The following is a 21,294-nucleotide window of genomic DNA, read 5'->3' as shown; positions in this document are numbered from 1 at the left end:
CCATCCAGAAGAACTTATCGAAGCCCTGGGAAACTTTGTGGACAACTATAACAACAGACGTTATCACGAATCGCTGCAAAACTTAACACCTGCAGATGTCTACTGTGGACGATCTGAAAGAATTTTGGAAAAAAGACAACAGGTAAAAATCGATTCTCTGAATAAAAGAAGACAATTGTATAATCAACAAAAATTAATAAATTTATAACTCGAAAGTCTCCTTAAGGTTTCATCCTAATGTGTCTAATTTAGTTTGAAGACGTACAGTTGCCTGTTTTCAACCACGAAATTGTTGATTAACGGATCGCAGGAAAATTCTGCTTCGTTCTTTTGGCAAGAAGTTAGGCAAGCATATAGAAAAATCAACATCAGAAACCTTTTCATAGCATGATAAATAGAAGAACGTTATATTGCTAAATCACAAAGTGTCACTCTTATTATATTTTTTGAAATAAAGAAAGGCATAACAAAAGCACAGCAGTAAAGGCAGGCAATAGTCAAAATACGATGTTAAATTATAGTAACTGACTAACAGCCATTCATTTTTATCTAGGGCAATCTTTACCAGGGGGTTCAGGCAGGTGTCTGCTGCGGCTAGCAGGATAGCTAAAAAAAGTATCGATAAGGCATGCTTAGGTCTGACCTTGACCCTATCTACAAAGGAAAGGTACCTTTCGTCTAAATAGTATATGCTTATCGTGAATATGAGTATTATTAGGAGGATGAATACCAGTGATTTTTCCATCCACCAAAGGCCATTTGCGGGCCGTTCGCCTAAGGAGCTAACGACTATGCATAGTAGTTTGGAAAATGCGCCGCTGAAATAATATGTTATAAAATAGGTTATAACGCCAGTCAGAATTAAATGAACCTTTCGTAACTGTATTATAGGTTTGTTGATCATCCGGAATTCACTCCTCCAATCGGATATCGTACCTAGTCTTTTAGAAGCAACCCAGAACCTTTCCTGCTCATCCAACCCGAGATTCTCTAATTCATCCATAAGGTCAAGAAGATGTGCTTTGAGCTCCTCTGAGTCTGAATGTGTTAGGGAAGGTTCATCTTTCAACCTATACATCCATTTGCTTATTTCCAGGTTGAGATCAAATTGTACTTCTTTTTCCATCGGGTCGACTATATGTTTAACCTTACATTTTTATACTGATCATTTATGTAGCAAGTTTTCCCAATAAGGAATTAATCAATTGCCACTCATCAACTTCTTGTTTCAATTTTTCTTTCCCATCTGCCAATAGAGTGTAATATTTCCGCGGCCTCTCGTTTTCTATGACTTTCCAATAGGATTTTATCATTCCTTTACTTTCAAGTTTTTTTAAAACTGGATATATACTGGCTTCCTTCCAGGTAATACGATTTTTCGTTAACTCTTTTACTTTTTGGACGATTTCATAACCATAGCTGTCGGAGTTCCTCAGTATTGATAATACTATCGGTGCAACTGAGGCTCCCACAAGTTCTTTTGACATGCTGTTATTGTTTTTAGTTCTTACAAATATATCGAAGTTAAAGTATATATACCAATTTATAATAGTTGTTTTTGACTTTGTTTTGTCTGATTGCCATCAAAGGCAATCACGATGACTGGTTCCACGAATTTATCTCAACGGATTTCCATCCGCAATACTGGAGCCTAGGAGAATCCTGTACACTGAAATCCTATCTTGGTCACGCGGATAAACCGGGAATGTTCCGTGCGACACGCAGCGGTTATAAAACAGCATTGGTTTCATCGGATATCCCAGTGACGCACCGTAATTTCTTTACCCACCAGCGGTCGTACCACATCGACGGACAGGGCCGTTGCTTCGTCCACGGTGGCTTCATATTGGGCAGGCCATTGGACCGGCAACGGCCGCAGGAATTCTATTGGAACCGGAACCTGTGGGAAAACGCTTACCAGCATAAGCTGATGGCGGGAGACGAGAAGCCCGATCCGTTCGCCCCGGTACCCGACTTTTCGGAAGTTTACCTTGGCCATACGCCTACCATCAATTGGGGGACAGATCAGCCATTGAATGCGTACAATATCTGGAACCTCGACACCGGGGCAGGCCATTCCGGTCGATTGACCATCATGGACGTGGATACCAAACATTACTGGCAATCCGACCCGTTGCCCAAACTGTACGATAAGAATTTCAGACAGGAGCCGGGATGAACGGTATATCCGAACATTTCCACGCGCCCGCTGTTGTGGTAATGAACACGGTTCGATTATTATCAACAAATTGGCAGGACGATGGCAAAAGAACCTTTGATCTGGGCACCCGATGAAGGGACCTATGTATCCGTAATGGGCGACACGTACCGGATACTCATTGCGGGAAAGCAAACGGACAACGCCTATGCGGCAATAGACATGCTCGTACCGACAGGCGGCGGTCCCGGACCCCATGCACACCCCGATTTTGAGGAGACCTTTTACGTGATCGAAGGAGAAATTGAGGTGACTTCCGAAACAGGCACCTACATTGCCGGGAAGGGGTCGTATGTGGTGATCCCAAAAGGCGGTATGGTACACCAGTTCAAGAATAAGGCAGAGACCACGGCACACCTTTTATGCGTGGTCGTTCCATCGGGGCTGGAGGAGCTATTCCTGGAAGCTGGCACAAGGGTAGAAGCTGGCAGGTTCCTGCCGCCACCGGATCAATCCTGTCTGGAGAAGTTAAAGGCGGTAGCCGAAAAGCACGGTCAACAGTTGTTCCCTCCCGATTACTTTCGGCATAATTAAGATCCGTTTAAAGGTCGCCGGTCGGACACGACCTGGCGGGCGGCGACTTGCCGGGGACGTTTTTGAATACGATAAGCCCTTCTTATAAATATTTGGAAGACCAATCGGTTCCGTTTCTTATTGCTGTAGCTGGTGAACCTGAACCTGATCCAGATGGGTATGGATCCGTATTTAATGGACTGCTTCTCGACATATGAGGCAAGGCCAGGTATTTTCCACGGGCAGTCGGTGCAACGTTGATCGTCGACCCGTTGATAGTGAAAATAAGCCCCGGGAATTTGCTCGCCGGCAGTCCGGACAATCCAATAATTCCGTAAATTGGCCACATGCAAATCCAGTGAAATATGAATACGTGTCCCAGCCTTGCCTTCTCTATCCTTTTGCTGATTTTCAGCTGCGGGCAACCTAAAGATAAAGCTCCAGATGAGCTCCGGCTTAAACAGTTCGGTCAAAGACTGGACAGTCTCCGGCAGCAGCGAGGCATCCCCGGCCTTTCTGTGGCCGTTGCCTACGGTGATTCGGTGGTCTATGCAGCGGGGTTCGGCTATGCCGACATAGAGGATGGCATCCCGGCCATGGCCAATACACCCTACTGGATTGCTTCCATCACCAAGCCCGTCGCCGCCACGGCCATCATGCAACTTGTGGAGGAAGGCAAGGTAGACCTGGACTGGAAAATGAAGGACTTCCATCCCGACTGGGAGGGCACCTGCGCCCGCATATTGGCGTATTTCAGGGAAGCCGAACCCGAATATGCCTTCCTGCTGGACAACTACCATCCCGAGCGCGATGACATTACCCTACTGCACCACCTTACCCATACGGCTGAGGGCCTACCGGGGGAACGGTACAAGTACAACGGTTTCCTGTACGGCAGGGTATCCCGTGCGGTGGAAGAAGGCACGGGATTGCCTTTCGACTCCTTGGTGAACGCACGCATCATCCGGCCGCTGGGCATGGCGCATTCCGCGCATTCCCTGTCGGATTCCTCCCGCATGGAGGTCATACAGGCGCTGGCAAAGCCCTACAAGCTGGACGAAAAAGGAAATCCGGTAAGGACGGACTACCCTGACCCGAAACTTAATGCCGGTGCGGGGATGGTGGCATCGGCAACCGACATCCTGCTGTTCGATAGGGCTTATTTCGGCGGAGAACTGGTGGACGACACCACACGGACGGGGATGCTCCGGCCCACCACCCTGAACGATGGCAGTTCCTCGCCCTACGGCATCGGTTGGTTTGTGCAGCTCCATGCAGGCGATACGTTACTGTGGCACTACGGCCACCAGCCCGATGGCTATTCGGGCATCTACCTGCGGATACCCCAACGGAAACTTTCGGTTGTCATGCTGGCCAACAGCGATGCGCTGACCGCGCGGGAGGATCTGGGCAAAGGCGACATCACGGTTTCCCCGTTTGTACAGGCCCTGTTGGAATCAACCCGAAGACGGTAGATTCCCGATCGATTCTTTCCATCGGAGCTCTTCTTGCAAAACGGCAAACTACGGGAAACGGTTTGATGAGTTTTGTCCTTAAACTATTTTTATCTTGCCGCATGATGATCCAGGAAATCGAGGCATTCTTTGCCGATAATGAAGTACCCGTCGGTACGATGCTGAATAAGGGTACAAAAGTCATCGAACCCGACAAGTTCTTAGAAGTCAATATTATGACTATCAAAGAATGGCAAAATGACCTGAATAAATGCCCGAGTTACTGACACCTGTGTGAGCTAGTCAAGTTGATTTCCAGCGGGAAATCAACAGAGAGCAATTCTTGACCTGCGGATGTTGGGGTTGACGTGACGTTGGCCTCCTTTGTTACGCAGACTAAGCCGGAGGTAGTTACAATATATTTCAAAATACTCGTAAATTTGAAGTACGGAAAAGTTGACCAGTAACATTCCGGAAACCAAAAGTGCGCTGGTAAAACAGATCCTTGGAGAATTTAGGTGTTGTTATACTGCCTTCGGGAAATAAGAAAACTGTTTCGGATTTGAGAAAGAAGCTGTCCAACTTATCTGTATGGTCAGAAGACGATCTCAGCGTTTTTGAAGAATGCTAAAAGGCTTGCGAGAATCCTAACCCCAACAATGGTAAGACGATACTGGATTTTTATTGAACACCTCCGTGCCAATCCGCGTCGGTAAGATTATCCCCGGCTCTCTCGCTTTTTAAATGACTTTAGAAAATCAAAAAAATCGTCGAAGCCAAGGGTGCCTTGTAACAAGCCATCAAAATATATCTTAGAATCGCTTGAAAAATTCTGCGAGTTGTATGGCGAGCCTTTGGCTGCAATGATAAAATTGTAATCTGTCAAGTACCTTACCCTTAGTTCCGCATCATTTACAGCAACAACTTTTCCATTGATCACCGTTGCGCCGTCGTCAAAATGTTCCCTGCTAATTGTTTTTTTGCAAAAACGATTATATCTGAAAAGTCCATACTCTTCCAAACTATATCCGAAAGTATCGACGTTGCGATTCTTGTCTTCTTCGGTTATATTATAGAGTCCAGTCTGTGGCTCCCCAGATGCCTCGACATAAACGAAATCTTTATAATACAATCCCCCGTCGTGATAAGCGGCTATTTTTTTTATTTTTAATTGGTCGAAATTTACTAACAATCTTTTGCCGTCAAGTTTTTTAAATGTCCCAATATTTGCGGCAGACCCACCCCTGAACCACCAGATAGGATCGGGTGCACACCCGACCACCCCCCGCTGAACACCAAGGGAGTTTTTAACAATAATTCCAGTCGTTTTACTGCGACATTTGGGGATTCGAACCATTCTATTCCACGTAATCCGGGAAATGTTCTGGCCATTCTATATGAAAACAAAACGGTAGAATGCTCCGTCGCCATTGGCGCTTCAGTCTCATCCTGATCACTTGTTCTTAATGTGTCGAATTTGTTGATTAGGCTTCTAGTAAAAGCAATAAAAGGCTTAATTGTGAAAATCACGAATATTAGAAGAAATGAAAGAAGTGTCCAAATAGGTAAATTCATTTCGGATATTAAGAGCTTATAAGCAGAGACAAAGGTTTCCTTGAATGGTGTTTTCGAATAGGCGGTTTTGAAAATAGCATAAATAGAGGTTACTGTCGTCCCAAGAATGAAAGTTATTACGGTAGCAATTACTTTACTCCAAACACAGGGCAAACGCATTAAAATCAATTTCACTACATGTTAGTTTAACTGACTAATAATCAGTTATTTGTCTTGTTTTTTTCGATTTGTTTTTTGTATATTTATCTGACAATCAGATGGATATGAAAGATAAAACCAGTAGTATTTTCTCTTATTTTAGCGAAATGCCAGACTTTCGGATAAATAGAAGAAAACAGCATTTACTTACGGATATCATCACGATCACCATAGCAGGGGTCATATGCGGCATGGAAAGCTACGATGATATCGAAGATTTCGCGGTGTTCCGCCAAGATTGGTTCAAGACCTTTCTGGAACTTCCGGGCGGCATCCCCTCCCATGACACCATTAACCGTGTTTTCTCGAACATGGATCCGGCCAGATTTGAAGCCTGTTTCAGGAATTGGGTCGATGCGGTACTTGAAAGCCATCCGGGACAACTCATCAGTATTGATGGAAAGACCATACGGGGTGCGAAAAGCCACGGTATCAAATCCCCTATCCATATGGTAAGCGCCTGGGCAAGTGACAGTAATATGGTTTTGGGACAGGTGAGGGTAAATGAAAAGTCAAATGAGATAACCGCAATACCGGAACTGTTGAACAGCTTGTTTATAAAGGGGAATATCATCAGTATGGATGCCATGGGCTGCCAGCAGGAGATTGCAGCCTGTATCGTAAAAGCGGAAGGCGATTACCTGTTGGGCGTTAAAAATAACCAGCCTGCATTACACCAGAACCTGGAAGATTCCTTCAGGTTCCTGAAGATTGCGGATGAAGATGAGGATATTGATATCGGACATGGTCGCATAGAGACCAGAAAATGCACCATTATAACAGATATGGCACACATGGAACATCCCGGTAAATGGCGGAAATTAAAGGTATTGATCAGGATGGAGAGTAAAAGATGCGATAAGGCTACGGGGGCAACCGAACATGCCTCCCGCTATTATATCGCCAGTAAACCGGAAAGCGCCGCCTTTTACCAAAAGAACATTCGCAGCCACTGGGGAATAGAAAACAAGCTGCATTGGACCCTGGATGTTATCTTTCAGGAAGATGCGGACAGGAAAAGAAACAAAAATGCCGCCCAGAACTTCTCGCTGATCAACAAGGTAGCATTAAATATCCTGAAAAATGACCAAACCAAAAACATCAGCATCAGGAGGAAAAGGAACATCGCCAGCTGGGATATGAAATATTTAGCTAAGCTCTTGAATTTTTAATGCGTTTGCCCTGACTCCAAACAGGGTCTTTCCAGTATTCTTTTAATTTTTCAATAATTTTGTTCATTACGATTTAATCTTGAGTGTAGAAGTTATATATTCGTCAGTACGTTGTAATTGCCCGAGCCAATTGAATAGTGAGTGCTCTAAGTGAATTAACTAATGACTGTTTGAATCCTTAGGCCTCCGATGCATCATGCATTGGGGATGATCCCGAATAGTTTCAGCTACTTTCGTGTAGTTCATATCGGTATTACGGTGTCGCTGGTGGCGGAAATTTGTCCTTGATCATATCCAGGTCCTTTTTTATCAAAGGCAATAGGTCCTCAGCAAGAAACCAAGCCTGTGTTGCGCCCGTAATGGGTAAATCTCCCTCCTCGGCGTAGTTTTTCTTGGCATTCTCGATGGCGGTCTCAATCGCGGCAGGATGGAAGTCAGGGTTGAATCCCCCTTTTATAACCTTTGGCAGTAAGGGTTTCCATTTCCCGCAGCTTTTCGGATCTCCCTCTGGTGGAACCGATCTTGCGTGATAGTAGAGCCAAACCTCGAAGCACGGATTGCTCTGAGCCACTTTCCATTGTGGCCTTGTAGCGGTCGCCCGGCGTAGGGTACGGATTTGCTTTCTCCACCTATCCGTATCTATGACGAACCATATCCTGTCCTTCCCCGCCGTAGCATCTAATTTTCTTATCTCGGTATTAGCCAAACCGATCAGTTTTTCAGGCGAGGAACCATCGTTGGAGCTCTCCACCGGAACGATCTTTACCCTCGATGATATATCCACGAAAAAGCGAAAATAATCAGGTTCGCGCGATTTTCCCTCGCATATGATGATAAAATAGAAAGCATCCCGGAACGGGGCCTTCTTCTCGTATTCGAACTTAATAGGTTTCGGCATACTGTTCCCAATTTAAATCCTGTAGATTGCCCAAAAATGGAATGGCGCCGTACCTACCGTTCAGATAGCCCTTACGGATATCGATAGTGTGGTGCTCCCTGAAATCGCTGAGGGCATGTAATTGCGTTGCGCCCTCGCTGTTTTTTTCCGCGAACCATATTTCATCGGGACGGAATATCTCCTGGTCCAGCAGGTTGGACTCATGTGTAGTAAAGATCAGCTGTCCCTTGGTATTCCCGTCATGGGAGAACTTTTTGATAAGCTCCTTGATCAGTACAGGGTGTATACTACGCTCAATCTCATCGAGGATATAGGTTTTGTGCTCAACTACAACACTGTAGAACACGGGCAGGAAATCCATCAACCTCCTGGTTCCGTCGGATTCTTCGGAAAGCTGGAATTTGGCAGTGCCACCCTCTACCTGATGGGTGAGGGTAATGATCTTGGCCACAGCCTTGCCATTTTCCATTAACAGTACCACCTCCTCACGGTTGTTACGTACGCTTATCGGCTTATCCGGTTTTGCCTTTAGGTTGGCTATTATCCGATCTGCCTGCTTTCGGTCGTCCTGCCCGAAAAACTCCTCTATGGGGATGGTCTCTACCTGAATATCCCATATCCCGGTATTGAACGACCGCATGATGTCAATGGAAAAATCATGGAACGCCTTGTTTTCCTGAAACCTAAGGGCTAATCTGTTCGGCCTCGAAGTGGGCAGGATGGCCTGCATGGTATTCTCGAACCAGCCTACCGCTTTCTTGAAAGGCGCGAATACCTCGTTATGTCTGTTCTTCATGTAAAACAGCACCGGTCTGTTACGCTCCAGCACCTCGTTCTTCAAAAAGGAAGGGAAAAGGGCTGCTTCCCTGTCGTCGTTGATCCCTTCGGAGAATTGCAAGTATATCTCTCCGGGCTCTACTGTATCTCTACGGATGAACAATATGATGTCCTCTTTCTTTCCCAATCCACTGATCTGCAATTCTTCCTCTATTACGATTCCCTGATTGATCAGTAGGCCGTAATAATAAGGCGTTCCTTCCGCTATGAATTCGATGCCAAGATAAACATCCGAATTGCCGGAATCTCTGTCAAACCTGAACGTTTCGGTGATGAACTCAAGGGGCATTTCACCCGTGACGACAAAATCCTGCAACAGCGACATGCTGCGGATCAGGTTGCTCTTTCCCGAACCGTTCGCTCCGTAGATTGCATTCAACTTCAGTAATTCGATCACATCGCCTGAATAGACATGATGCTCAAGCCGTTTGAACCTGCCCGGAAGCAGGTTGAATTCGGTATATTCCTTGAAGGAAAATAGATTTTTTACAATGAATCTAATGATCATTACGTGAAAATTTCACGCAAAATACTTAATTTTATTTGATTTACCAAAATTCATTGGTTGTTTATGGGTTTCGTGTGATAATATCACGATTTATGAAGACGGACTTTCTCATCTGGAATGGATAATAATCGTTAGATTTGAAATTAACGGGTTTGGCAGAATGAGAAAATTAGATAGTTTATGTAAGAATGGTTGACAATAAAGACACAATATGAAGTCAGTATAATCTGCGTATGGAATGGCCATTGTAAAAGCTATCCGACGGTAAGCGGTCGCCTTGAGGAGATCTCCATGCAAATCACTTCAAGGTTTCGTATTTTCTTTTATAAGCTATCTTTGCCGATATCTGAATCTTTAAAGAAAGTATACTTTTTATGAACTACAATAACAAATTTTTTGAAGGGATTCGAATAAATCAATAGCAATCAAAGTAGATAAGTTAAACGAAAAGCAAGTCCACGCTTTAGATTTTCTAAGGGAATTTCTTCTGGCTACAAATGGCCAGACGCAAAAAAGCAATTGCAAGTGCTTTATTGAGTTGGCCGTTAAGATAAGATTCAATCTGGAGGCTGCAAATGACCTATTACCAAAGATAAAAGAGGACCATAGATTTAAAGCAGGTACGAACGTTCTTTATAGGGCCATCGTTGACGATCTGATAAATGCCTTTTATCTATTATGTCTCGTGCAAAAAGATGACGCAGAGCAAATATCTCTTGGCAATGAACTCAACATACTGCATAAGGAATTTCTGGAAAGTGCGACCGAAGGTATAGAAGCGGAAAATACTCATTTGGCAGATTTATACAACGATGAATCCAAAATCACGGAACTGAGTGAGTTTAGAGAGGCCATAATAGAGGAGAACCCTGAAATTTTTGACAACGGAGCCAGAAAAAACAATAAGTCGATAAGAGAAACCTCCTTGCCGATCTTTCAGGAATTGTTAAAGGGAACAAACGGCAGTGGCTTTATAAACGAAAAGAAAAAATTGGAAATCATTAAAACGAGGGGTCCAAATATAAATCTTGAGCTCACAGCAATCTATAAATACTTGAGTCAGTACCAGCATTATAGCCCGAAGGCATATGAAATGATGCTTACAGATGCAGTGTATGACGTGCATGTTTATAACAGGACGCTCGCTTTTGTTCTTGTTTTGATAGAGGTCTATTTTTCCTTCATTGTAGTTGCTGATCCCGATGGTCTGAAGCAATATTACAATGAAATGGCCAGTTTTTTTGAATCTATTGATGAGAGGTAGTCAAGTCTATCGAATCAGCCCTTTTAATCTGCGGGCGACACGTCACCACTCTGATTTCCGATACGGTACAGGCGATATCGGTATATTGGCTTCTTTATGACTAATCAGGGACAAATTACGAATGGATAAAATCGGCAAAGAATCGGCTTGCTTCTATAATTTAATTAATACTAATTTTAAACGGTACGCTGATCCATATTATCAATTTCGCTTACCAATATTTCGGCTGCTCGGTTCATTGTAATTTCATCCTTGTCTCTGAACCACTTATAAAAGATATCAAAAATCAGGGGCGCATTGACACGATTATCGTATATCCCATCCTGTATCCTTCGGGCCTCGATATCTAACTGCTCCTGGGAAATAGCATTGGCCAGAATCCTACGCCAAGTCTCATTAATATAACCGGTCAACTTGTTCAGGCGCAGATCCATATCCCTGTTATCGTTGTATTGTTTGATAGTGAATTGGAAAAATGGCACCAGAGCGCTGATGATAAGCACGAACTGCACAAGTGGGATATCGTTCAGGAAGCCAATCACTAAGATTGTAAGAGGTATCAGTACAGTCACGGTTTTTAGCAGTGAACAATATTTATTGCGTAGGCCTTTATCCCACCAGCAACTTGATCGCTGGCAGATAATGCGAGCGATTGAGATATCTACACGTGAAACGATTTTTGGATACCAATCTTTTATCTTTTCAATGTTGGTTGCTATTTTTTGATGGGCTTCATAATACTGGAGGACTTCTTCCACGCTTACATCGTCCACCACTTTAAGAGGGGAATGGTTTAATGACAGTACGCTGCAATCAAAAAGCTCCTGGATTTTCGCTGCCTTGCTTTTTTTCCTTTCAACCACAGGTTCAATAAATAATAGATCCAAAATAAAAATAACAACACCAAATAAGGCGGAGTATGGAGAAATGCCCGCGACATAAAGCGCGACGACGGATAAAACTACGGGAACAAACAGCGTGAAAATAGTTTGAAGCCCAAAATATTTTTTTGCTGCTGAATACAACTCTCGCTGTGCGGCAAGTCTTTCCAGTTGCCTTTGCTCATTTTGCTTAATAGGTATATCGTTTGCCATGTTTTCGGTATTATACTAATATTACTGTAAACCTGATCATAGGCCATGTGGAACCTCTGGACCTACCCATTCTTTAGTCTGGAGCCAATACTCGTAAAAATATATCCAGCCCGCCGTCCAACCCATAATCTCATTAGCAATCAATTTGCTTGCAGTCCACTTGAAGTTGTCGCGATGATACAAACATAGTGATTGTGTATCGGAATAGATATGGGGAGCATCTTTTACCGGGGCGGGATCAAGTATTTGTATCGCCGGTGTACTATTTCCCCTGTAAATTATTTCAACGGTATACACGGGGAGTTCAGGCTTGACCTGCAACTTACCCTTGAACGAGATATTCCCGTTCTTCTCCCGCTTTGCATAGAATTGCGGATACCTAGATTTCATTGCCATGATCTGTACTGTTGGATCATATTTTTTATGCCTTTGATAAGCCGCCATAGTACCCCCTTGATGCATTGATTGGATGACCGGAAACCGTAGATAGAAATCCTGTGGCGGCAACTTTTAATGTCCCTTCACTGATGGCCTTGGAGAAATTCTTGGCCTCTTCCGGGTCAATTGTTGGAAAATCTCTTCCAAAAATATCCTTCCATAACAATAAAGCTTCTGTCTCCTTGTTCTCTTCGCATTTTTCAGAGGCTTCCTCTAATTTGTTCACTGCCTTATCAACCTGCTCGATGGTTTTCTCGTATCGTCTGTAAGATTTGAATTTCGACGACTCCAAATAGAATCCCGCATGCTTAAACCATAATTCAATACCTTCTTGAAAATTCTTAAAGCCGTAAAAGGAAAAGATTGTGATAGCTGTTTCTTCGATATGATAAGATGGGATCAATTTGTCCAAGTCCCGATTCCAGTATTTTAATGCCTTTACTACCTGCTTTACCTTGTAGTTACGTTCTTTATGGATGGCGTCCAAATTTGCCTGCAACTGTTCTGGGTAACTATACGTCCAGCCACTTAGGTCATAGTTTGGGATCTGGTAGCCCCCACCATATGTTTCAAAACAGGGGAGGATGTCGAAATGCTTGTCCGATAGCTTTATGGTAACGCACGGTCTGTCCTGTTTCACCTTGTCCTTGTAGTCGGGGACACCGTTAAGGTAATCTTTAATTGCTGTTAGCACGTTTTGAGGGCTGGGTAATCGGCCGTAGTCATCCCGCCATTCCTCAATATCCAACACGGCGAAAACATCGATATCATCCAATGGTCTTATAATCGTATCCCGCTCGTAAGAGCCATTCGTAAACGTCCGTTTCACTTGGAGTCCATTATCCTTTTTCTTTAAGTAATAGTAGATGTTGTCGAGTGAGCCCTTGATGTTGCCCTCTTGCCTGTCGGTTACCGAAATGTTGTCAATAAACCGATTAATCGCTTGTGATAGTGTCATACAGTTGTGTTTTTAAATTAAATACCTATATTGCTTTGGGATTTTTAAACCGTCCCGTAAATAGTACCAGAACCGTTACCAACGTTTTTAGGTATATCATTATGACCGCCATTTATGGAGTGGAAAGAATTAGAAAGTGAAACCACGGAGACGCTGATCCAATATATTCAATGGAGAAGTGACCCTGAATTGAAGGATGCGGCAGATGCTGCTTTCCATGCTTTCTGTTTTCGATTCCAGAAAGATGTAGCCCACAAGTGTTTGGTTATTTGTCGTAACAGGGGGTATGACAAGGAAATTGCCTACGAATTGGCTCAACGTACTTTTGAGAGGTTTCTTAAATACCCAAATTTTGATTTCAGTAAATCCAGGGCAAAGGATTTTGACAATGGTGTTAAATTGTATCTCTATCGCTTCGCTTTCAATCTGCTCAATGACATGCACCATGAGCAGAATAATCCGAATCCAAACCCTTATACCGGGGAAGAGGATTTGGTCTACGATATTCCCGATATTCCTGATTCAAATTATAAGCCGGAGCAATTGAGGATCCTGAAAGAAAAAAGAGAGCTAATTCAGAAGGCCTTGGAGAGATTAGGTCCGAAGCATAAAATAATTTACTTGACGTATCAGCAATTCGCTGAAAAAGGATTCAAATTGCCCCGTCATTTAACAGAGAAACTCCGGATGCAATTGGGACTCACACAGGCAACAATTCAATTTTATAAAAAGGAAGCGTTCGATAGGATCGCTGAATATTTGGAAATCTATGGCTCAAAGTAAAATTCATATCACACCGGATAATATGCCGGGATGGCTTGCTTCAACGGGTTTCCTCTTTCCGAGGAATGAATTGGAGCTGGCAAGGTTCGAAAAATTATATCCTATTGAAGAGGAAGATATCGATGATTTTGAGGTGGACTGTAACGCCATCCTTAATCGCACGTTAAAAATTGCCAAAAGTATAACCTTGGAGCGAGAAGCTAAAGATGAAGACATTGTCCCTTTAAGGATGGTGGCAAGGAAAGGTAACAGTCTACCCAAACATATCCTTGATAAAATCAAGAAAAATCAGGATGGCCGAACAAAGGACGATTCCGGAGATCCGGAAGAAGGAGCTGAATAGGATTGCGGATTACGTATCATCCATGTTTTCCGACGGGAATGTGACCCTGTTGGAGGAGATTGTACATTTTGAAAGATTAAACCTTTACATCGATCATTATGAAGATTACTTTGACGGTATGCTCGTTTACGGCGATTATGAATTCCATATCCACATCAACAGGGACAGAGGTAACGATTTGCATACAAATCGGGGCCGTTTTAGTCTGAGCCATGAACTGGCACATTATTATATCAACGAACATAGGATAGGTTTACAATCCGGACTGCTGGAACCGCATACCTCATTTACTGATGGTAAGAATAAAAATGATCCTATCGAACTGGAAGCAGATTATTTTGCTGGATGCTTGTTGATGCCTTTCAAAAAGCTTTATTATTTTGATGTAGTGAAAAAATTTTCGTTGGAAAAGATTAGGGCTATATCTGAGAGTTTTAAGGTAAGCCTGCTTGCCGCAGCTATACGTTATTGCCAGACCTGTTCGCACGAATTGATGATCGTAGTCTCAAGAAATAATGTGGTTGAATGGTATGACAGGAATAGCCATTTCCCGGAATGGCCATTCAAATTTAAGGTGAATGAATCTGTGCCACCGACGACGGTTGCCGGAGAGTTTTTTACCAAGCCAGAGAGCAAATTCACATCGGTTGAGGAAATAGAACCAAACGACTGGTTCTATCCGTTTGCCAATGATTACAGGGCTAATCGTAAGATGAATGAACAATGCTTTTACTCTGATGGCTTTGGTTACGTGATAAGTCTGTTATGGTTTAAGTGAGCCAACCTTTCTCAATTAAGTATCACTGGGTTGCCAAGCTAGCCTTTTCTCCGCTTGCTAAACTCATAGTTTTCCATGCACTATAGGTGTGGGATAGGAGAATCGCATTTTAAAGTATCCGAGAGATAATCCTCACATACGCTGTTTTAACGGGATATCTTTACGATACGTTCAGAGCCGTCTGCGCAACAACACTCGGGAGCGGCATTCCATTGTGATCTTTCATATGACAAGATACGCAAGCTTGTTCGCTGGTTGCAAACAGCAATCAACTCTTGTCGGTTCGATGAATCCTCATGAACCACAATTAGGAGGATTTTGCAACTGGCTGGCCTTATTACTTTCCTATATCGCAGAATAGCGGCAAAGCCGCTTTTACATGAAGCCATAAATGGTTATCTTTACGGTAGGTTCAGAGCCATCAGGACAATGGCATCCCGATAGCGACGGACAGGTGTTTTACAAATGTTTAACAGTCGATAATTATTTTAGTTGTAAATATCTTTTAATCAATCAGTTGTGTGGTTTTTACCCCCTGATTGTGGTTCAGGAGGTCGTGGGTTCGAGCCCCATATTCCACCCTGAAGATTAAAAGCCCTTTTTACAGCTAAAAAGGGCTTTTTTTATGCGCCAGCGCCTATTTGCCCTTCTAAAAACAAAAAACAGATCAAGCAAAAAATCTTATCCATAAGCTCCTTATATTTTTTCGCCATTACAATCAAGGAAATCGAGGCTATTCATATTTACAGCTGTAAAAAGATTTGACAACGGACTTGTTGGATTTAATTCAATCTATAAAATGAGATGAACAACAGACATTGTTGTTATATTATTTTCTTCTTATTTGCCTGAGAATTTCAAGCAACTGCCTTAAACGTTCAATAATGGCAGCAAAGTCTTTGGTGTTTTCATCGTAAATCATCTGTTCCCTCATCAAGGCGTAGTCCTTTTCAAATGCCGCCATGACTCCGTCTGGAGGTATAAAGTTGACGGTCTTAGGATTGTGGGTGTCATAATCGACACCTGCTTTGAAAATTAAATGCCTTCTGTGTTCGACTATTGCCGTGTAGTACTGGTAATCGGTCAATGCTGTTTTTGCATGTTCGGTATCCATCAACCGTTCAAGGTCATATAAATGGCGAGACATCCTTTCATGTACGATCTTGTCTGTTGTCCTTAGGAATTCCTCATGCAATAGAAATGCCTTTTCCAAAAAAGTTCTCTTGGGTTCTACCGTATGGACTGGAAAATGTTTGCCAGACCATGGATAACCCGGCATATATTCGCCCAAAAGTGAGAGGATCGGTCTATCTACTGAGGGTTCATTCAACGATCGTGCACTAACTTCCAGTTTAACACTGTCCATTATATAACCAATGGGGTCGAACAGCGATGGGTAATTTATCCAAAGTATCTGGGGATCTGTATCGGGCAGGTTTTCCTTGACCGGGTTTGCGGCTACCGTTACCACTCCTTCAGGAACTCCTAATATGGCGAGTTCCCTTTCAATTGCCTCCTTTAGTGTAGTGGATGTAAACTGGCAGGCTATTCGCTTTAGCCGTTTGACGCTGGATTTGCTTAATTCATCCTCAAACCCAAGGAAATGTCGATCAATTGCAAGGTCAATATCTTCAGATAATCGTCCAATCAGGTGCCAGCCCTTGCTTAAAGAAGTACCACCCTTGAAAGATAAATGGGGTGCGAATTCACTTTGGAATACCGCTTTTAAAACCAATGTTACCCACCAGTCCTTTTCAATGGCCTTCGTTGAGATTCCACTTTTGGTGCTTGCTTGTTGTATAGAGACAAGACGATCCTCATCCGTTAGTTGTAACCATTCAATCATCGTCTGTTATCATTTTGAAAGTAAAGATTGACAAGTAGGTCGTTCACTTTGGCCGGTGCAAGTTTAATGTCCGCCATTAGATATTCGGGATTCTCCTTGTCGAGCAATTGCTTGATATGGGCTTTCATTTCTGGAGTGATATTTTTAAGATCCATTTCTTCCAGTGCCTGGATAAGCAAACTGCTGATCTGTCCCTTCATAGCAAATTTCTTCGGTGTGGTAGACTTGAACTTGATGCTTCCTTTTCCTATCCTGATCTCTCTTGGTTGCCCGTCGGTGATGTATACCTGCTTGGTAGGCACTTGGGTTGACAACCCTAGTTTGTTGAGTGCATAGGCTCCTGAAGGCCGTATGCGTACCTTTTCTTGTTTTGCGATGGCATCAGCTATCTCTTCGAGAGAGGGATACAATTTACCGAAAATCGAATGACTTTTGGGCAGGTAATAAATCCCATGAGCCAATCGCTCAAGCTTTCCTTCTTTCACGATCCGGTAAAGCGCTGTTTTTATCGCATCCTCGGTTCCTGTTCCTCTGAAATCCGTTGGAAACAGGATAGTCCCAGGTTTAAAACCATCTATTTTACCTAGTATTTCTCTGTGAGTAGATTTCATGTTACAAATTTAAGTAAAAAGGTAACAAATAATGCTACTTTTTTATGTAAAAAGGTAACACAATACTGTTGTCGATGCGTAGTATATAAATCTCGCAGTAATCAATCGTATCAAAGGAACGTCAATCTATTTCAGGACTATTCATCAATTTTAAGATAGTCTTCTGCGCTCACCAAGAGGTATACCAATGGCATACCAATTGGCTTATTGGGTAATTTTCACGAGATTTGGTGCAATATGAAGGGCAAAAGCTACTACATGGTCAATGGCATCACGCTTTATCGCCTGATAGCGGCTCCTGCCTTACTGGTGCTTATCTTCACGGGGCACAGGGATATCTTCGGGTGGCTCCTCGCATTTAGTTTCCTTACCGATGCAATAGATGGTTACCTTGCCCGCAGGTATGGCGTGGTCAGCGTGATGGGCGCAAAACTGGATTCCATAGCAGATGATCTAACGGTTCTGGTGGCCATCATCGGCCTTTTCGTTTGGCATTGGCCATTTATCATAGAGGAGTACATATGGGTGCTGCTGCTGCTTGTCCTCTATCTATTGCAATTGGCTTTTGCACTTTTCCGTTATGGAAAGGCCACCAGCTTCCATACCTACCTTGCCAAAGTGGCAGCCGTCTTTCAGGGCATATTCCTTGTGGTTACCTTCTTCCAGTCCTCGCCACCGCAATTGCTGTTCCTGGCAGCAGTGGTGTTGACTGCCTTGGACCTCATCGAAGAAACCATCATGGTGGCTATGCTGCCCAAATGGCAAGCGGATGTAAAGGGAATCTTCCAGGCGATGAGGCATAAGAGCGATTGAAGCTGATGTTTATAATTGATATGCTGCATATGCTCTGATGGTGTTTGTTCAATTCTTAGGGCTGGCTTAGTATTGGCCTGCGTAGGTCTAGGTGGAGGTTGTTTTTATGCGCTTTAAAACTTTCTCAATAGTTCTGCCGAAGTGAGGGGATCTTGTTAAACAGCCTGTTCTTGATATAAAGCTGCATGGGCTTTGTATAGATATGCTGTACACGGTTTAGCTTGCCTTCATATTCCTTTACTTGCTGGGGCAAGATGGCCCAGCCGATGCTGAGCAAGAAAAAGGGCAATAGCAGCCACAGAAAAGGGAGGGGTGCTTCTTGCTTTTGGGATTGCTAAGTTTCTTTGTCATATAGCTGAATTATTTGAGTTTGCGTGATAGTTCAAATTTCAGCAGTAGTAATGGGGAGCACAACAACCGCAGGTTGTAATTTGAGTTGTATGTTTTGAGCGACGGAGAGGCAGGAGCGCTGGGAATGCGAGAACGAGCAGGCACACGCCACATGCGTGCGCCAGTTACGGGCCGTTACTGCCAGTTACGGGTTGTAATTTGAGTTGTCGGTTGTATGTTGTGAAGGTGGCAAAAAAGTGAGGGGGGTGGGAAGAGGGAAATAATATAATAGCTTGTACCCTGTATCTAAGCTAAAGATGCCAGTCTTCAGCTTATTGCCGTTTTTAATGCTTCTTGTACTTTTGCAGACACCTTTATTATTGTGCTATTTATCAATTGGGGCAATTTCAGCTCTACTTCCTCTATGGACAGTTGCTTGTTGATGACCAATGCTGTAACCTGTAATTGGCCATTTAGGGTAATACTGATGTCATTGGCCGTGTCGCTAGTGGTTTCGCTAATGTTTTTCTGTAAGGCGGCCAGCTTGTTTTGTACGGCCTGGATTTTTTCTGTATACATGTCAATTTGTTTTAAGGGTAAAAAAACCTAATGCACAACGCTTAGCCTTTGATAGCTGATTTTGGACAAACTCAATATATCTTATAATCTGAAAACAAGGCCAAAACCCAGCGCATAGCGGGTTGGGGTAATGGTTACGGTGTTTAACGTGGAGCTACCATTAGCGGAGTTAAAACCGGATGATATGAACAATGCCCTTTTACGGCTAAGTTCATAAGATGCCCTTAGGCCGTAATCAAATGCGGTGTAATTGGCCCTTTCACCTTCAAAGCGAGTGGAAATCCTGCCGAAACCAACATAAGGGCTCAGTATGATATGCCGGCCATCTTTGTTGAAAACAAAGTCATTTGACAGGTTTAGCGCAAGCGTGGAAACACCGATCCTCCTTTTGTTCCAGATATTGGAACCCAATTCAAAACCCACAAACAGCTTTTTGTAAAGCCTATAGTCCGTACCCAGCCTTAGGCCATAACCAACCATCCCGGGAACTGAGTGAAACTCGCTGCTGATGGCAATGGGAAACTTTGCGAGCCCAAGAGAAGACTTTACGTTTCCGTTTGACAGGTAGCTGTATACCCTGTTCATAAAGGGTCGTTTAAGGCTTTGGTTTATCGCATTGTTCTGCCTTATCGTATCGAGCAATGCCGCTGAGATCAGCTCCATTTTTCCCTCATCTTCAGCTTTCTTGAACAAATGTTCGTGCCTGGCCCATTCTTCTTCGCTGCCCGGTTTGTCTATCGATAGCATATTGTCCCCGTTTTGCACAATGTCCTTATAAGGTATAGGCTGAGGATGAATGCTGTCTATTTCTGTACGGATAAAATTTACATAAGCAATAGGCTTTTGTTCTTTTAATTCGAGCTCGGTATAAGCGTGGGCTTCTTTTAAATACCACTTCTTGCCGATTTTTTCATAATCAACACGATGATTTAGAATTTCATTTGTTAATAACCCCATCCTAACCAAGTTATAGAAGTAAATATTTGCCGCGACAAAGGCGTATGATGCGGTATCGATATACAGGCTAGCCTCGATCCTATCATATACCTTGCCGGTATCGCGCACCGTTGTATTGATCACAAATACCCTGTGCCCGTTATAGGTTTGTATGCCGGTCATCACATAGTCGAACTTCTTTTTCTTCGATATTTTGTTTAAAATATAACTGTTATGGGCAATATCTTGAAATTCAACGACATTGTAGTGCGCCATACGTCTTAAATACCGTAACGAGGGATCATATAGGGTATCCAAGCGGTTTTGCAGCACGGTCACCGTAGTCTTTTCCTTACTGGTATATGCCGGTATATAGGCCTGTATAAGGGCATCGCTTTTAAAATATTCCGATTGATTGCGCCAGGTTTGTATTCTTAATACGCCATTAATAGAAATGGGCTTGTCAGGGTAGTTCTCGGGAATTTTTTTGATGGCTTTTTTGATGATATCCTCGCCGTTTACCCTTGCCGTTATCACCACTTCTCCTAGTTCGGTGCCGCTTTCCATGAGCTCCACTTCATAGAAATGGTTGGGTTGGTAGATCAACCGACTGTTTAAATAGCCCAAATGGCTAAAATTTATGCCGCTTTCTGTTATGGTTTTTAAAGGTGCGGTCAGTTCAAAATAGCCGTCTTTATTGGTAGCGGTAGCTTGTGCCCCGACTTTGACGGTTACACCGGATAGTTTGCTGTTGGTTTTTTTATCCGATACATTGCCCTTTACCAAAACAAGCTGCGCCAAAGCGGTACTTGGGCTGATTAGTATGAGCAAATAGAGAATATGGTGCCTTAAAAGCATGTTTTGAGCATTTAAATAGGGTCTGCTGAAAAACTCAATGATTTTTTCAGCAGATTTTTGAGTATTGGGGTATGAGGTTGTAATCTTTGCGCAGATCTACCACATATTTGATTACTATATTGATAATGCAATAAAGTGCTAGCTCGGCCAATTTGACCAAGTTAAGCACCAATACGATGCAGCTAATCCAAGCTTCGCTGGTTCTTGCTAGACGAGCTAAAATGAGATTCATTCCGTAACCAGTCTTTGCTTGACCAAACTTTCCTTCGATCGGATTGCGTTCTCCTGGA

The 21,294-nt window shown here is 43.3% G+C and carries 25 protein-coding genes and 1 pseudogene; 11 read left to right on the top strand and 15 right to left on the bottom strand.

Going from position 1 to position 21,294, the window contains the following annotated elements:
- Positions 1-208: pseudogene (locus tag A37S_RS27855) on the top strand (IS3 family transposase); the annotation flags it as partial.
- A gap of 210 nt (positions 209-418) precedes the next feature.
- Here A37S_RS27855 and A37S_RS0120565 read toward each other — a convergent pair.
- Both A37S_RS0120565 and A37S_RS0120560 read right to left on the bottom strand, forming a co-directional pair.
- Positions 419-1,126 carry a hypothetical protein gene (locus A37S_RS0120565; RefSeq protein WP_028298610.1) on the bottom strand — a complete coding sequence of 236 codons (708 nt, stop codon included), beginning with the start codon at positions 1,124-1,126 and terminating at the stop codon, positions 419-421.
- A gap of 43 nt (positions 1,127-1,169) precedes the next feature.
- On the bottom strand, positions 1,170-1,487 hold the full coding sequence (locus tag A37S_RS0120560) for a PadR family transcriptional regulator (RefSeq protein WP_036603527.1): 318 nt from the start codon (positions 1,485-1,487) through the stop codon (positions 1,170-1,172).
- A 71-nt stretch (positions 1,488-1,558) separates the two neighbouring features.
- Between A37S_RS0120560 and A37S_RS25525 the strand changes: the two genes are divergently transcribed.
- The 4 genes from A37S_RS25525 to A37S_RS27285 all read left to right on the top strand — a co-directional run bounded on the left by A37S_RS25525 (position 1,559) and on the right by A37S_RS27285 (position 4,472).
- Complete coding sequence (locus A37S_RS25525; RefSeq protein WP_169719542.1) at positions 1,559-2,179, top strand: metallophosphoesterase family protein; 621 nt, start codon at positions 1,559-1,561, stop codon at positions 2,177-2,179.
- Positions 2,180-2,260: 81 nt separating this feature from the next.
- Positions 2,261-2,752, top strand: a complete 492-nt coding sequence (locus A37S_RS0120550) for a cupin domain-containing protein (protein WP_036603524.1) — start codon at positions 2,261-2,263, stop codon at positions 2,750-2,752.
- 344 nt (positions 2,753-3,096) lie between these two features.
- Positions 3,097-4,206, top strand: a complete 1,110-nt coding sequence (locus A37S_RS0120545; protein ID WP_028298607.1) for a serine hydrolase domain-containing protein — start codon at positions 3,097-3,099, stop codon at positions 4,204-4,206.
- 101 nt (positions 4,207-4,307) lie between these two features.
- Complete coding sequence (locus A37S_RS27285) at positions 4,308-4,472, top strand: DUF6965 family protein (protein ID WP_157278938.1); 165 nt, start codon at positions 4,308-4,310, stop codon at positions 4,470-4,472.
- A gap of 431 nt (positions 4,473-4,903) precedes the next feature.
- Here the strand turns inward: A37S_RS27285 and A37S_RS0120535 are convergent, their stop codons facing one another.
- Both A37S_RS0120535 and A37S_RS0120530 read right to left on the bottom strand, forming a co-directional pair.
- The gene (locus A37S_RS0120535) at positions 4,904-5,377 is read right to left on the bottom strand and encodes a hypothetical protein (protein WP_028298606.1); all 474 of its coding nucleotides are present in this window, start codon (positions 5,375-5,377) and stop codon (positions 4,904-4,906) included.
- The gene (locus tag A37S_RS0120530; protein WP_157278935.1) at positions 5,371-5,934 is read right to left on the bottom strand and encodes a hypothetical protein; all 564 of its coding nucleotides are present in this window, start codon (positions 5,932-5,934) and stop codon (positions 5,371-5,373) included. The genes A37S_RS0120535 and A37S_RS0120530 overlap by 7 nt, the downstream gene beginning before the upstream one ends.
- 89 nt (positions 5,935-6,023) lie before the next feature.
- On the opposite strand from A37S_RS0120530, the gene A37S_RS0120525 reads away from it, so the two are divergent.
- Positions 6,024-7,130 carry an ISAs1 family transposase gene (locus A37S_RS0120525; RefSeq protein WP_051293356.1) on the top strand — a complete coding sequence of 369 codons (1,107 nt, stop codon included), beginning with the start codon at positions 6,024-6,026 and terminating at the stop codon, positions 7,128-7,130.
- A 253-nt stretch (positions 7,131-7,383) separates the two neighbouring features.
- Here the strand turns inward: A37S_RS0120525 and A37S_RS0120520 are convergent, their stop codons facing one another.
- Together A37S_RS0120520 and A37S_RS0120515 are read right to left on the bottom strand one after the other, a co-directional pair.
- On the bottom strand, positions 7,384-8,028 hold the full coding sequence (locus A37S_RS0120520) for an RloB family protein (RefSeq protein ID WP_028298603.1): 645 nt from the start codon (positions 8,026-8,028) through the stop codon (positions 7,384-7,386).
- The gene (locus A37S_RS0120515) at positions 8,012-9,373 is read right to left on the bottom strand and encodes an AAA family ATPase (protein WP_028298602.1); all 1,362 of its coding nucleotides are present in this window, start codon (positions 9,371-9,373) and stop codon (positions 8,012-8,014) included. Before A37S_RS0120515 ends, A37S_RS0120520 begins: the two co-directional genes overlap by 17 nt.
- A gap of 538 nt (positions 9,374-9,911) precedes the next feature.
- On the opposite strand from A37S_RS0120515, the gene A37S_RS0120510 reads away from it, so the two are divergent.
- Positions 9,912-10,637 carry a hypothetical protein gene (locus tag A37S_RS0120510; protein WP_028298601.1) on the top strand — a complete coding sequence of 242 codons (726 nt, stop codon included), beginning with the start codon at positions 9,912-9,914 and terminating at the stop codon, positions 10,635-10,637.
- Between the two features lie 176 nt (positions 10,638-10,813).
- Here A37S_RS0120510 and A37S_RS0120505 read toward each other — a convergent pair whose 3' ends face one another.
- The 3 genes from A37S_RS0120505 to A37S_RS0120495 are packed head-to-tail and all read right to left on the bottom strand — an operon-like array spanning position 10,814 to position 13,127.
- Complete coding sequence (locus A37S_RS0120505) at positions 10,814-11,731, bottom strand: S-4TM family putative pore-forming effector (protein WP_028298600.1); 918 nt, start codon at positions 11,729-11,731, stop codon at positions 10,814-10,816.
- A gap of 36 nt (positions 11,732-11,767) precedes the next feature.
- The gene (locus A37S_RS26450; RefSeq protein WP_157278932.1) at positions 11,768-12,127 is read right to left on the bottom strand and encodes a type II CBASS E2 protein; all 360 of its coding nucleotides are present in this window, start codon (positions 12,125-12,127) and stop codon (positions 11,768-11,770) included.
- A gap of 25 nt (positions 12,128-12,152) precedes the next feature.
- Entirely contained in the window at positions 12,153-13,127 is a 975-nt protein-coding gene (locus A37S_RS0120495; protein ID WP_028298599.1) for an SMODS domain-containing nucleotidyltransferase, read from the bottom strand.
- Between the two features lie 114 nt (positions 13,128-13,241).
- Between A37S_RS0120495 and A37S_RS0120490 the strand changes: the two genes are divergently transcribed.
- Genes A37S_RS0120490 through A37S_RS25515 form a run of 3 tightly spaced genes read left to right on the top strand, consistent with a single transcriptional unit; the run spans position 13,242 to position 15,031 of the window.
- Complete coding sequence (locus tag A37S_RS0120490; protein ID WP_028298598.1) at positions 13,242-13,910, top strand: RNA polymerase sigma factor; 669 nt, start codon at positions 13,242-13,244, stop codon at positions 13,908-13,910.
- The gene (locus tag A37S_RS0120485; RefSeq protein ID WP_028298597.1) at positions 13,897-14,253 is read left to right on the top strand and encodes a hypothetical protein; all 357 of its coding nucleotides are present in this window, start codon (positions 13,897-13,899) and stop codon (positions 14,251-14,253) included. The genes A37S_RS0120490 and A37S_RS0120485 overlap by 14 nt, the downstream gene beginning before the upstream one ends.
- Complete coding sequence (locus A37S_RS25515; RefSeq protein WP_084163992.1) at positions 14,204-15,031, top strand: ImmA/IrrE family metallo-endopeptidase; 828 nt, start codon at positions 14,204-14,206, stop codon at positions 15,029-15,031. Before A37S_RS0120485 ends, A37S_RS25515 begins: the two co-directional genes overlap by 50 nt.
- 829 nt (positions 15,032-15,860) lie before the next feature.
- Here A37S_RS25515 and A37S_RS0120475 read toward each other — a convergent pair.
- Both A37S_RS0120475 and A37S_RS0120470 read right to left on the bottom strand, forming a co-directional pair.
- The gene (locus tag A37S_RS0120475) at positions 15,861-16,877 is read right to left on the bottom strand and encodes a nucleotidyl transferase AbiEii/AbiGii toxin family protein (RefSeq protein WP_036603520.1); all 1,017 of its coding nucleotides are present in this window, start codon (positions 16,875-16,877) and stop codon (positions 15,861-15,863) included.
- Positions 16,874-17,488 carry a DUF6088 family protein gene (locus tag A37S_RS0120470; RefSeq protein WP_036603517.1) on the bottom strand — a complete coding sequence of 205 codons (615 nt, stop codon included), beginning with the start codon at positions 17,486-17,488 and terminating at the stop codon, positions 16,874-16,876. The genes A37S_RS0120475 and A37S_RS0120470 overlap by 4 nt, the downstream gene beginning before the upstream one ends.
- A gap of 237 nt (positions 17,489-17,725) precedes the next feature.
- On the opposite strand from A37S_RS0120470, the gene A37S_RS0120465 reads away from it, so the two are divergent.
- Positions 17,726-18,301, top strand: coding sequence for a CDP-alcohol phosphatidyltransferase family protein (locus tag A37S_RS0120465; RefSeq protein ID WP_028298594.1), 576 nt, complete (start codon positions 17,726-17,728; stop codon positions 18,299-18,301).
- Positions 18,302-18,425: 124 nt separating this feature from the next.
- Here A37S_RS0120465 and A37S_RS27280 read toward each other — a convergent pair whose 3' ends face one another.
- From A37S_RS27280 to A37S_RS28390, 4 genes are all read right to left on the bottom strand, one after another.
- The gene (locus A37S_RS27280; RefSeq protein ID WP_157278929.1) at positions 18,426-18,578 is read right to left on the bottom strand and encodes a hypothetical protein; all 153 of its coding nucleotides are present in this window, start codon (positions 18,576-18,578) and stop codon (positions 18,426-18,428) included.
- Between the two features lie 380 nt (positions 18,579-18,958).
- Positions 18,959-19,210, bottom strand: coding sequence for a YbaB/EbfC family nucleoid-associated protein (locus A37S_RS0120455; RefSeq protein ID WP_028298593.1), 252 nt, complete (start codon positions 19,208-19,210; stop codon positions 18,959-18,961).
- 81 nt (positions 19,211-19,291) lie between these two features.
- Positions 19,292-21,004 (bottom strand): carboxypeptidase-like regulatory domain-containing protein, encoded by a 1,713-nt coding sequence (locus tag A37S_RS0120450; protein ID WP_028298592.1) that lies wholly within the window; start codon positions 21,002-21,004, stop codon positions 19,292-19,294.
- Positions 21,005-21,050: 46 nt separating this feature from the next.
- Positions 21,051-21,294 (bottom strand): transposase (locus A37S_RS28390; protein ID WP_036603514.1); only part of this gene is annotated, 244 nt, incomplete at its 5' end.

Source organism: Olivibacter sitiensis DSM 17696 (assembly GCF_000427965.1).
Taxonomy (GTDB): Bacteria; Bacteroidota; Bacteroidia; order Sphingobacteriales; family Sphingobacteriaceae; genus Olivibacter; species Olivibacter sitiensis.
This window is presented reverse-complemented; position numbering and strand designations above follow the sequence as displayed.

What these genes read in the sequence shown, in the direction of transcription:
- A37S_RS0120565 (WP_028298610.1), bottom strand. Translation starts at nt 1,126, where the DNA reads ATGGAAAAAGAAGTACAATTTGATCTCAACCTGGAAATAAGCAAATGG.
- A37S_RS0120560 (WP_036603527.1), bottom strand. Translation starts at nt 1,487, where the DNA reads ATGTCAAAAGAACTTGTGGGAGCCTCAGTTGCACCGATAGTATTATCA.
- A37S_RS0120550 (WP_036603524.1), top strand. Translation starts at nt 2,261, where the DNA reads ATGGCAAAAGAACCTTTGATCTGGGCACCCGATGAAGGGACCTATGTA.
- A37S_RS0120545 (WP_028298607.1), top strand. Translation starts at nt 3,097, where the DNA reads ATGAATACGTGTCCCAGCCTTGCCTTCTCTATCCTTTTGCTGATTTTC.
- A37S_RS27285 (WP_157278938.1), top strand. Translation starts at nt 4,308, where the DNA reads ATGATGATCCAGGAAATCGAGGCATTCTTTGCCGATAATGAAGTACCC.
- A37S_RS0120525 (WP_051293356.1), top strand. Translation starts at nt 6,024, where the DNA reads ATGAAAGATAAAACCAGTAGTATTTTCTCTTATTTTAGCGAAATGCCA.
- A37S_RS0120520 (WP_028298603.1), bottom strand. Translation starts at nt 8,028, where the DNA reads ATGCCGAAACCTATTAAGTTCGAATACGAGAAGAAGGCCCCGTTCCGG.
- A37S_RS0120515 (WP_028298602.1), bottom strand. Translation starts at nt 9,373, where the DNA reads ATGATCATTAGATTCATTGTAAAAAATCTATTTTCCTTCAAGGAATAT.
- A37S_RS0120505 (WP_028298600.1), bottom strand. Translation starts at nt 11,731, where the DNA reads ATGGCAAACGATATACCTATTAAGCAAAATGAGCAAAGGCAACTGGAA.
- A37S_RS26450 (WP_157278932.1), bottom strand. Translation starts at nt 12,127, where the DNA reads ATGGCAATGAAATCTAGGTATCCGCAATTCTATGCAAAGCGGGAGAAG.
- A37S_RS0120495 (WP_028298599.1), bottom strand. Translation starts at nt 13,127, where the DNA reads ATGACACTATCACAAGCGATTAATCGGTTTATTGACAACATTTCGGTA.
- A37S_RS0120490 (WP_028298598.1), top strand. Translation starts at nt 13,242, where the DNA reads ATGGAGTGGAAAGAATTAGAAAGTGAAACCACGGAGACGCTGATCCAA.
- A37S_RS0120485 (WP_028298597.1), top strand. Translation starts at nt 13,897, where the DNA reads ATGGCTCAAAGTAAAATTCATATCACACCGGATAATATGCCGGGATGG.
- A37S_RS25515 (WP_084163992.1), top strand. Translation starts at nt 14,204, where the DNA reads ATGGCCGAACAAAGGACGATTCCGGAGATCCGGAAGAAGGAGCTGAAT.
- A37S_RS0120475 (WP_036603520.1), bottom strand. Translation starts at nt 16,877, where the DNA reads ATGATTGAATGGTTACAACTAACGGATGAGGATCGTCTTGTCTCTATA.
- A37S_RS0120470 (WP_036603517.1), bottom strand. Translation starts at nt 17,488, where the DNA reads ATGAAATCTACTCACAGAGAAATACTAGGTAAAATAGATGGTTTTAAA.
- A37S_RS0120465 (WP_028298594.1), top strand. Translation starts at nt 17,726, where the DNA reads ATGAAGGGCAAAAGCTACTACATGGTCAATGGCATCACGCTTTATCGC.
- A37S_RS0120455 (WP_028298593.1), bottom strand. Translation starts at nt 19,210, where the DNA reads ATGTATACAGAAAAAATCCAGGCCGTACAAAACAAGCTGGCCGCCTTA.
- A37S_RS0120450 (WP_028298592.1), bottom strand. Translation starts at nt 21,004, where the DNA reads ATGCTTTTAAGGCACCATATTCTCTATTTGCTCATACTAATCAGCCCA.